The organism is Microbacterium sp. SCN 71-21 (assembly GCF_001725695.1).
Lineage (GTDB): Bacteria > Actinomycetota > Actinomycetes > Actinomycetales > Microbacteriaceae > Microbacterium > Microbacterium ginsengisoli.
Genome location: NZ_MEGA01000080.1, coordinates 1 through 9,077, shown reverse-complemented (window position 1 = coordinate 9,077; position 9,077 = coordinate 1). Strand labels below are relative to the sequence as shown.

The 9,077-nt window shown below is 72.0% G+C and carries 11 protein-coding genes; 6 read left to right on the top strand and 5 right to left on the bottom strand.

What is annotated here, in order from left to right; all coding sequences use genetic code 11:
• Positions 1 to 104 precede the first annotated feature (104 nt).
• From ruvC to pdxS, 5 genes are read right to left on the bottom strand one after another with little or no spacing between them, the layout of a single operon-like run.
• Positions 105 to 668 (bottom strand): crossover junction endodeoxyribonuclease RuvC, encoded by a 564-nt coding sequence (gene ruvC / locus ABT08_RS10980; protein WP_056208939.1) that lies wholly within the window; start codon positions 666 to 668, stop codon positions 105 to 107.
• Between the two features lie 55 nt (positions 669 to 723).
• A complete protein-coding gene (locus tag ABT08_RS10975) occupies positions 724 to 1,482 on the bottom strand; it encodes a YebC/PmpR family DNA-binding transcriptional regulator (protein WP_056208936.1) in 759 nt (252 codons plus the stop codon).
• 10 nt (positions 1,483 to 1,492) lie between these two features.
• Positions 1,493 to 2,029: a DUF1697 domain-containing protein gene (locus tag ABT08_RS10970; RefSeq protein ID WP_288114955.1), complete on the bottom strand. Its 537-nt coding sequence runs from the start codon at positions 2,027 to 2,029 to the stop codon at positions 1,493 to 1,495.
• A gap of 46 nt (positions 2,030 to 2,075) precedes the next feature.
• Positions 2,076 to 2,669 carry a pyridoxal 5'-phosphate synthase glutaminase subunit PdxT gene (gene pdxT / locus ABT08_RS10965; RefSeq protein ID WP_212742791.1) on the bottom strand — a complete coding sequence of 198 codons (594 nt, stop codon included), beginning with the start codon at positions 2,667 to 2,669 and terminating at the stop codon, positions 2,076 to 2,078.
• The gene (gene pdxS / locus ABT08_RS10960) at positions 2,663 to 3,586 is read right to left on the bottom strand and encodes a pyridoxal 5'-phosphate synthase lyase subunit PdxS (protein WP_200930901.1); all 924 of its coding nucleotides are present in this window, start codon (positions 3,584 to 3,586) and stop codon (positions 2,663 to 2,665) included. Before pdxS ends, pdxT begins: the two co-directional genes overlap by 7 nt.
• Positions 3,587 to 3,648: 62 nt before the next feature.
• Between pdxS and ABT08_RS10955 the strand changes: the two genes are divergently transcribed.
• The 6 genes from ABT08_RS10955 to ABT08_RS10930 all read left to right on the top strand — a co-directional run.
• Positions 3,649 to 4,989 carry an aminotransferase class I/II-fold pyridoxal phosphate-dependent enzyme gene (locus tag ABT08_RS10955; protein WP_288114953.1) on the top strand — a complete coding sequence of 447 codons (1,341 nt, stop codon included), beginning with the start codon at positions 3,649 to 3,651 and terminating at the stop codon, positions 4,987 to 4,989.
• Complete coding sequence (gene pdxY, locus ABT08_RS10950; protein WP_056518573.1) at positions 4,986 to 5,837, top strand: pyridoxal kinase PdxY; 852 nt, start codon at positions 4,986 to 4,988, stop codon at positions 5,835 to 5,837. Before ABT08_RS10955 ends, pdxY begins: the two co-directional genes overlap by 4 nt.
• Before the next feature lie 125 nt (positions 5,838 to 5,962).
• Positions 5,963 to 7,009, top strand: coding sequence for a quinone oxidoreductase family protein (locus tag ABT08_RS10945; RefSeq protein ID WP_288114952.1), 1,047 nt, complete (start codon positions 5,963 to 5,965; stop codon positions 7,007 to 7,009).
• Positions 6,943 to 7,842, top strand: coding sequence for an MBL fold metallo-hydrolase (locus tag ABT08_RS10940; protein WP_056518575.1), 900 nt, complete (start codon positions 6,943 to 6,945; stop codon positions 7,840 to 7,842). Before ABT08_RS10945 ends, ABT08_RS10940 begins: the two co-directional genes overlap by 67 nt.
• Before the next feature lie 10 nt (positions 7,843 to 7,852).
• Positions 7,853 to 8,614 carry an SDR family NAD(P)-dependent oxidoreductase gene (locus ABT08_RS10935; protein ID WP_056518619.1) on the top strand — a complete coding sequence of 254 codons (762 nt, stop codon included), beginning with the start codon at positions 7,853 to 7,855 and terminating at the stop codon, positions 8,612 to 8,614.
• 25 nt (positions 8,615 to 8,639) lie between these two features.
• The coding region (locus ABT08_RS10930; RefSeq protein WP_288114951.1) for a LysR family transcriptional regulator at positions 8,640 to 9,077 on the top strand (438 nt) is incomplete at its 3' end.

The window sequence follows — 9,077 nt, the reverse complement described above, 5'->3', positions numbered from 1 at the left end:
TCGACGACGACGGTGTCGCCGTCGACGTACAGCACGGAGCCGCGCACGGAAGCGATCATGGCTCCACCCTACGAGACGGTTCGCAGATATGTTCGAGCGACACGCTAGCGGCGGGCGCGGCGCTCGGCGTCGGCCCAGGCGCGCTGCGCCGGCGTCAGGGCGGATGCCCCGGGGGCGGCGGGGCCGCGACGCCAGGCGTGGCAGAGCGCGAGGGCCAGGGCGTCCGCGGCATCCGCCGGCTGCGGGGGTGCGTCGAGGCGCAGCAGGCGCGCGATCATCGCCTGCACCTGCGCCTTGTCGGCTGAGCCGTAGCCGGTGACGGCGGCCTTCACCTCGGACGGCGTGTGGGTCGCGGCCTCGAGGCCGAACTCGGCGGCGACGAGCAGCGCGATGCCGCTCGCCTGCGCCGTGCCCATGACGCTGTGCCGGTTGTGCTGGGCGAAGACGCGCTCGACGGCGACCACGTGGGGCTGATGGACGGCGACGACCTCGCGGATACCGTCGGCGATGAGGCGCAGGCGCCGCTGGATCGCGAGGTCGGGTGAGGAGCGCACGACCCCGACGTGCACGAGGCGCGCAGAGCGGTCGGGAGCGACATCCACCACGCCCACGCCGCAGCGGGTGAGGCCGGGGTCGATGCCCAGCACGCGCAGCGAAGGGGTGGTCACTCCCCCACGCTAACGATCGCGGGTCGCGGCGCTCGAGCGGCGCGCCCGCGTGCGATCACTCGTCCTCTTCGAGCTCGGCCTGCACCTCGGCGGTGAGGTCGAAGTTCGAGTAGACGTTCTGCACGTCGTCGCTGTCCTCGAGGGCGTCGATGAGGCGGAACACCTTGCGGGCGGTCTCGGCGTCGATCTCGACCTTGAGGGTCGGGACGAACTCGACGTCGGCCGACTCGTACTCGATGCCGGCGTCGACGAGCGCGCTGCGGACGGCCACGACATCGGATGCCTCGGTGATGACCTCGAAGCCCTGGGCGTGGGGCTCGATCTCCTCGGCGCCCGCCTCGAGGGCCGCGAGCATGACGTCGTCCTCGGTCGTGCCCTCCTCAGAGACGACGATGACGCCCTTGCGGGAGAAGTTGTAGGCGACCGAACCGGGGTCCGCGAGGGTGCCGCCGTTGCGGCTGAGTGCCGTGCGCACCTCGGCCGCGGCGCGGTTCTTGTTGTCGGTCAGACACTCGATCATGAGGGCGACGCCGTTGGGACCGTAGCCCTCGTACATGATCGACGAGTACTCGACCGACTCGCCGCCGATGCCGGCGCCGCGCTTGATCGCGCGGTCGATGTTGTCCTTGGGCACCGAGGTCTTCTTGGCCTTGAGCACTGCGTCGAAGAGGGTCGGGTTGCCCTGCAGGTCGGCACCGCCGAGCTTGGCTGCGACCTCGATGTTCTTGATGAGCTTCGCCCACGACTTCGCGCGGCGGGCGTCGACGACCGCCTTCTTGTGCTTGGTCGTGGCCCATTTGGAGTGTCCGGACATAGGCTCCAGTTTACGGGCGTGCGGCGAGGATCTTCACGAGGGTGCGGAGATTGCGCGTCGTGGTGCGCTCCCGCCAGGTGCGACGCGCGACCGCCTTCGCGAAGGGGGTGTCGGTCGAACGTCCCTTGGGCGGGTTCCAGTACACGACGGCGCCGTCGCGGGCGACCGGATCGAGGTCGTCGTCGCGGGGCTCGTCGATGAGGGATGCCGCGGTCTGCGCGGTGTCGCAGAAGATCACCCAGGGCTGCCGCGCGGTGTCGTCGGCCGCGAACGGGAACCCGCCGATCGCCTCTTCGACGGCCTCCCGGGCAACGAGCAGCAGGTGCGCGTCGTAGTCGTAGTGGCGTCCGAGCGCCGCCTCGAGCCTCGCGCGGAGAGCCGCGGCATCCGCTCGCTCGGTCGGGTGGTCGAACACGACGTTGCCGCTCGCGAGCACCGGCACGACGTCAGCGCCCCCGATGCCCGTCACGATCTCGCGCAGCTCGGCGTTGCGCACGGTCGCGCCGCCGACGTTGACCCCGCGCAGCAGGGCGATCCAGCTGGTCACGTCGCGAGACTACGCGGCGGGGACGACATCGAACGGATGCCGCGGCTCACGCCGCTGCGACGGCGTCGAGCAGCAGGCGGTGGAACCTCAGCTCCCCCGTGACCTCGGGGTGGAACGACGTGCCGAGCAGGGGGCCCTGCCTCACGGCGACGACCCGCCCGTCGGAGAGATGGGCGAGCGGTTCGGCCCGGGCGCCGACCTGTTCGATGAGCGGTGCGCGGATGAACGCGGCGTGCACAGGCGGTGCGCCGAGGGAGGGCACGTCGAGGTCGGTCTCGAACGAGTCCACCTGGCTGCCGAACGCGTTGCGGCGCACCGTCACGTCGAGGCCGCCGAAGGTCTGCTGCCCGGCGATGCCGTCGACGATGCGCTCGGCGAGCAGGATGAGGCCGGCACAGGTGCCGTACACCGGGAGCCCTCCGGCGATCGCCTCGCGCAGGGGGTCGCGCAGCTCGAAGGCGCGGGCGAGCTTGTCGATGACGCTCGACTCGCCGCCCGGGATCACGAGCCCCTGCACGGCGGCGAGGTCGTCGGGGCGCCGCACCCTGGCGACATCCGCCCCCAGCGCCGCCAGGGCGACGGCGTGCTCGCGCACGTCGCCCTGGAGCGCGAGCACCCCGATGCGCGGGCTGGTCACCAGCCGCGCTCGGCGAGGCGGTGCGGTGCGGCCAGGTCGGTGACATTGATGCCGACCATCGCCTCGCCGAGTCCGCGCGAGACCTCGGCGATGACGGCCGGGTCGTCGTAGAACGTGGTCGCCTTCACGATGGCGGCGGCGCGCTCGGCCGGGTTGCCGCTCTTGAAGATGCCGGAGCCGACGAACACGCCGTCGGCACCGAGCTGCATCATCATGGCCGCATCCGCGGGGGTGGCGACGCCGCCGGCGGTGAAGAGCACGACAGGGAGCGTGCCGGTCTCGGCGATCTCGGCGACCAGCTCGTAGGGCGCCTGCAGCTCCTTTGCGGCGACGTAGAGCTCGTCCTTGGTGAGGGAGCGCAGCACGTTGATCTCGCTCGTGATCTTGCGGATGTGCTTGGTCGCCTCGGACACATCGCCCGTGCCGGCTTCGCCCTTGGAGCGGATCATGGCCGCGCCCTCGTTGATGCGACGCAATGCCTCGCCGAGGTTGGTGGCGCCGCAGACGAAGGGCACCGTGAACTTCCACTTGTCGATGTGGTTGACGTAGTCGGCGGGCGAGAGCACCTCGGACTCGTCGATGTAGTCGACGCCGAGCTGCTGCAGCACCTGCGCCTCGACGAAGTGCCCGATGCGCGCCTTCGCCATGACCGGGATGGAGACCGACGCGATGATGTCGTCGATGAGGTCGGGATCGCTCATGCGGGCGACGCCGCCCTGGGCGCGGATGTCGGCGGGAACCCGCTCGAGCGCCATCACGGCGACGGCGCCGGCGTCCTCGGCGATGCGCGCCTGCTCGGCGGTGACGACGTCCATGATGACGCCGCCCTTGAGCATCTCGGCGAGGCCGCGCTTGACGCGGTCGGAACCGATGGTGGGAGTGGTCACGGTCTGCTCCTTCGGGCGTCCGGATGACGCCATGTTTTGGCCTAGGCCGAAATGTAACACGACTGGCGCTTAGGCTTGCTGCGAGGGGGTCACACATGACGACCGGCATAACGGGCACCACCGCGACCGAGATCGCGGACAGCGTGCGCACGCTCGTCGAGCGAGGCGATCGCGTCCCCGGCGCGCTGCTGCCGCCCGTGCGCACCCTCGCCGACACCCTCGGGGTGAACCGCAACACCGTCGTCGCCGCCTACCGGCAGCTCGCCGTCGCAGGGGTCGTCGTCTCGCGGGGCCGCGCCGGAACCCGGATCGCCGGGCGCACCCGCGTCGCCCAGGAGGGCTACGCCGCCGACACCGTGCTGCGCGACATCGGCACGGGCAACCCCGACCCGCGACTCATCCCCGACCCGACCGAGGCCCTCCGACGCGTCGGCGGACGCCCCGTGCTCTACGGAGAGCCGGTCATCGACCGTGCGCTCGAGGCGTGGGCGCGGGACTGGATGACCGAGGCGCTGCCGGAGGCGCGCGACATCCGCCTCACGATCACCGGCGGCGCGTCCGACGCGATCGACCGCCTGCTCTCGCAGACCCTCGCCCGCGACGACGCCGTGGCGCTCGAGGACCCGTGCTTCCTGTCGAGCCTGAACATCGTGCGCCTCGGCGGCTACCGGGCCGTGCCCGTCCCGGTCGACGAGGAGGGCATGACTGTCGCCGGACTCCGGGCCGCGCTCGCCGTGGGCGTGCGGGCGGTCGTGCACACCCCTCGCGCGCAGAACCCCACCGGTGCCGGCCTCAGCGCCGCGCGCGCGGCGCAGCTGCGGGAGGTGCTCGCCGAGCACCCCTACGTGCTCATCATCGAGGACGACCACTTCTCCCTGCTCTCCACCCGCCCGTTCCACTCGCTCATCTCCCCCGCCCACGAGCGCTGGGCCCTCATCCGCTCGGTCTCGAAGTTCCTCGGGCCCGACATGGGGCTGGCCATCACAGCCGCAGACCCGCACACCGCCGAACGCCTCGCCCTGCGGCTGAGCCCCGGCACCACCTGGGTCAGTCACCTGCTGCAGCGCCTCGCGCACGCCCTCCTCATCGACCCGGCGGTGCGCGCGCAGATCGACGCGGCCGGCGCGCATTACGCCTCGCGCAACGCCGCCTTCATCGCCCGGCTCGCCGACCGCGGCATCGTCGTGCCGCCCTCCGACGGACTCAACGTGTGGGTGACGACGGATGCCGCGGCCCGCCCCGTCGCCGAAGGGCTCATGCGTCGCGGGTGGCTCGCCCGGCGGGGCGACGAGTTCGAGCTGGCCGGCGGGGGTGCGGCATCCGCTCTTCGTCTCACGGTGCACGAGCTTGACGACGCCGACCAGGAGCGCCTCGCGGACGACGTCGCCGCGGCCATTGTCGCGGCGCCCGCCGCGGATGCGAGGATCGACGGATGAAGATCCTCTCGATCCAGTCGGCCGTGGCCCACGGGCACGTCGGCAACTCGGCCGCCGTGTTCCCGCTGCAGCGCATCGGTGTCGAGGTGCTGCCGGTGTACACGGTGACCTTCTCGAACCACACCGGGTATGACTCCTGGCGGGGGCCGCTCATCGCCCCGAGCGACGTGCACGAGGTGATCCTCGGCATCGAGGAGCGCGGGGTCTTCCCCGAGATCGACGTGGTGCTGTCGGGCTATCAGGGCAGCGAGGGCATCGCCGATGTCATCCTCGACGCGGTCGCGCGGGTCAAGGCCGCGAACCCCGACGCCATCTACGCCTGCGACCCGGTGATGGGAAACGCCGTGTCGGGATGCTTCGTGGCCCCCGCCATCCCCGATCTGCTGCGCGACCGGGTCGTGCCCGCCGCCGACCTCGTCACCCCCAACCAGTTCGAGCTGGGATTCCTCACGGGCACCTCTCCCGACACGATCGCCTCGACGCTCGAAGCGGCCGACCTCGTGCGGGCCTCCGGCCCCGAGACCGTGCTCGTCACGAGCGTCGCCCGCCCCGACCGCCCGGAGGGCACGATCGAGATGCTCGTCGTGAACGGGGACGGCGCCTGGCTCGTGCAGACGCCCATGATCGGCATGAAGGCGAACGGGTCGGGCGATGTGACGGCGGCCCTGTTCACCGCGCATTACCGCGCGACCGGCGATGCGCAGGCCGCGCTTGCGCGCACCACGTCGAGCGTCTTCGATCTGCTGCAGCGCACGCACGACGCGGGATCTCGGGAGCTGCTGCTCGTCGAGTCGCAGGAGGCGTACGCCCACCCCCGTCTGCAGTTCGACGTCGCGCGCGTGCGGTGAGCCTCGGCATCCATCACATTCGGTGATGGCCGCGATCGTTTTCCGATTCTTGTGGCGCCGGGGCGCCGGATCGACGATGAATCCGGCCGCCGCACCCGACGGGCGGCCGGAAGGCAGGTGCCGACATGCGCGCCCTCACCCTCGCCGCCACCGGCGGCATCGTGCTCACCGAGATCGAGGAGCCATCGGCTGATGCGACGCCGGCGACGCTCGTCGCGGCGGCGGTGAACCCCGTCGACCGGGTGATCGCCACCGGGACCATGCCCTTCCGCCCGCTCGCACCCGGCGCCGTCGCCGGCCTCTCCGGCGTGGTGCAGGATGCCGCGGGCGGGCTTCTCTACGTGAGCGCGCCGCCCGCGCCGTTCGGCACGTTCGCCGACGTCGTGCCGCTGCGCGGTGCCGAGAGCGTGCCGGTGCCCGACGGGCTCGACCCGGTGACGGCGGCGGCGATCGGGGTGCCGGGGATCGCCGCGTGGCTCGCGCTGCACCGTGCCGCCCAGACGCAGCCCGGGGAGACCGTGCTCGTGCTCGGCGGAACGGGATCGGCGGGCACCCTTGCCGTCGCCGCGGCCGTCGACCTCGGGGCGACGGTGCTCGCGACCGCCCGCACCGAGGCCGGACTCGAGGCTATCGGGGCGCGGGGCGGTCACGGGGTGCTCGCGGTCGACGCCGATGCCCTCGACGCGCAGCTCGCCGCCGCGGGCGGCATCGACGTGGTCATCGACCTCACCTGGGGCATGCCGCTCGCGGTCGCCGCCCGACACCTCGCCACGGGCGCGCGCATCGCGCAGGTCGGCAACTCGGCCGGCGCCGAGGCGAGCATCCTGGCCCCCGCGTTCCGCAACCGCGGCGCGCGCATCATCGGGCACTCCAACTTCCTCGCGTCGGCCGCCGAGCGCGAGATCGCCTACACGGCCGTCGCCGACCTGGTGCTGCGCACGGGCCTTCGTCCCGCCGCTCCCACGCGCCCGCTCGCCGAGGGCGTGGACGCCCTGGCGCAGGCGGGCGCCGTCGTGCTTCGCCTGACCCGCGGCATCCGCACCGCCCCGACCGGGGCGGCGTTCGCCGCGCCATCCCCATCCACCGATTGCCGAGGAGGCACATCATGTCCGCACCCGCACGTCGCCACGTGCAGCCCGAGGAGGTCACCGACCTCAGCGCCGGGTTCCTGACCCGGGAGATGACCCCCGGGGTCTTCATGATCACGAACGGCAACTACCAGACGATCTTCTTCACCACCGGCGAGGGGGTCGTGCTGCTCGATGCTCCCGAACCGCTCGTCGACCACATCCGCACCGCGATCGCCGACGTCACCGACGAGCCGATCCGCACGCTCATCTACTCGCACGGGCACTCGGATCACATCGGTGGCTCGTACCTGCTCGCCGACGGCGTGGAGATCATCGCCGAGGCCGGCACCGCGCGGTTCCTCGCCGAGAAGGCGGACCCCGCCCGCCCGGCGCCGACCGTCGTGTACGAGGGCGCCCTCTCGCTCACCCGCGGCACCCGCCGCATCGAGCTGTTCCGCGACGGCTTCCACTCCGCCGACGGCGACACGGTGCTGTTCCTCCCCGACGAGAAGGTCATGGTCGCCATCGACCTGCTCGCGCGCGGGTGGGTGCCGCTGCTCGACTTCGACATCACCGAGAACATGTTCGCCTACCTGGGCGCGTTCGACCGGTTCCTCGAGTACGACTTCGAGCACTTCCTGTCGGGGCACACCGCCGATGTCGCGCGCCGCAGCGACGTGGAGCTGACCCGTCGCTACGTGCTCGACGTGTACGCCACCGTCAAGCGCCTGCACGACGAGATCAACACTCCCGAACTGCTGGCCGAGCACCGCGACAGCGAGCAGGCTGGCATCAAGTTCATCATCGAGGAGGTCACCCGCCGCGCCGCCGCCGAGCTCGCCGAGCGGTGGGCCGACGGCCCGATGAAGGGCGTCGAGCTGTGGACCGAGAGCCACGCGCGCGCGATGGTGCTCTACGTGCGCTGGACGGACTGAGGTGGCCGACATGAGCGTCACCTTCGATTTCTCCGACAAGGTCGCCGTCGTCACGGGCGGCTCCAGCGGGATCGGCGCCGCCGTCGCCCGCGCACTCGGTCGCGCCGGTGCGGCTGTGGTGATCGGCTCCCGGGATGCCGCGGGCCAGCGCGTCGTCGACGACATCGTCGCGGCCGGGGGCCGGGCGACCCACGCGGTCGCCGACGTCTCGGATGACGCCGCGGTCGCCGCTCTCGTGCAGACCGCCGTGGACACCTACGGCGGCCTCGACATCGCGGTCAACAACGCGGGGTCGCTCCCGCCGACGGGGACTCTCGCCGAGCAGACCGTGACGGACTGGCAGCACACGCTCGCGGTCGACCTCTCCGGGGTGTTCTTCTCGCTCCGTCACGAGATCCCGGCGCTGCTCGCTCGGGGCGGCGGCTCGATCGTCAACATCGCCTCGGTGGCCGGAGTCATCGCCGACCCGGGGATGTCCCCCTATGCGGCGGCCAAGCACGGCGTCGTCGGCCTGACGCGCGCGGCGGCGCTCGACTACGCCCGCGAGGGTGTGCGGGTGAACGCGGTCGCGCCGGGCCTCGTGCGCACGCCGATGATCGACGGATGGCTCGCGGACCCCGCCATGCGCGAGACCGTGCTGTCGTACTCGCCCCAGGGACGGGTGTCGGAGCCGGAGGAGATCGCGAACCTCGTGCTCTTCCTCGCCTCCGACGCGTCGCCGTTCATCAACGGCAGCGTGTACACGATCGACGGCGGCCAGACGGCCCACTGATCGCCGGAGGCGAGAGGATGGACGCGTGCAGCTGCGTCAGTTGGAGTACTTCCTCGCGGTCGCCGATGCCGAGAGCATCAGTGCGGCGGCCGAGCGGCTGCACGTCGTCCAGTCCGGCGTCTCGAGCGCGATCCGCTCGTTGGAGCGCGAGCTCGGGTCACCGCTGTTCGATCGTGGCCCGCGCGGGGTGCGGCTGAACGCGGCCGGGCACGCGCTGGTGCCGCTCGCGCGACAGACCCTCGCCGACGCCGCGCAGGCCGCGGCCGCAGTCGACGAGGTGCGGCGCGGGTTGCGCGGCACCGTGACGATCGGCGCACTGCCGGTGCTCGGACTCATCGACCTCACATCGGCGATCGCCGAGTTCCGCGGTCGCCACCCGCACGTGAGCGTGCGGCTCGTGGTCGCGGGCTCCCACGAGCTGGTGCGCGCGATCGATCACGGCGAGGTCGACTTCGCCCTCCTC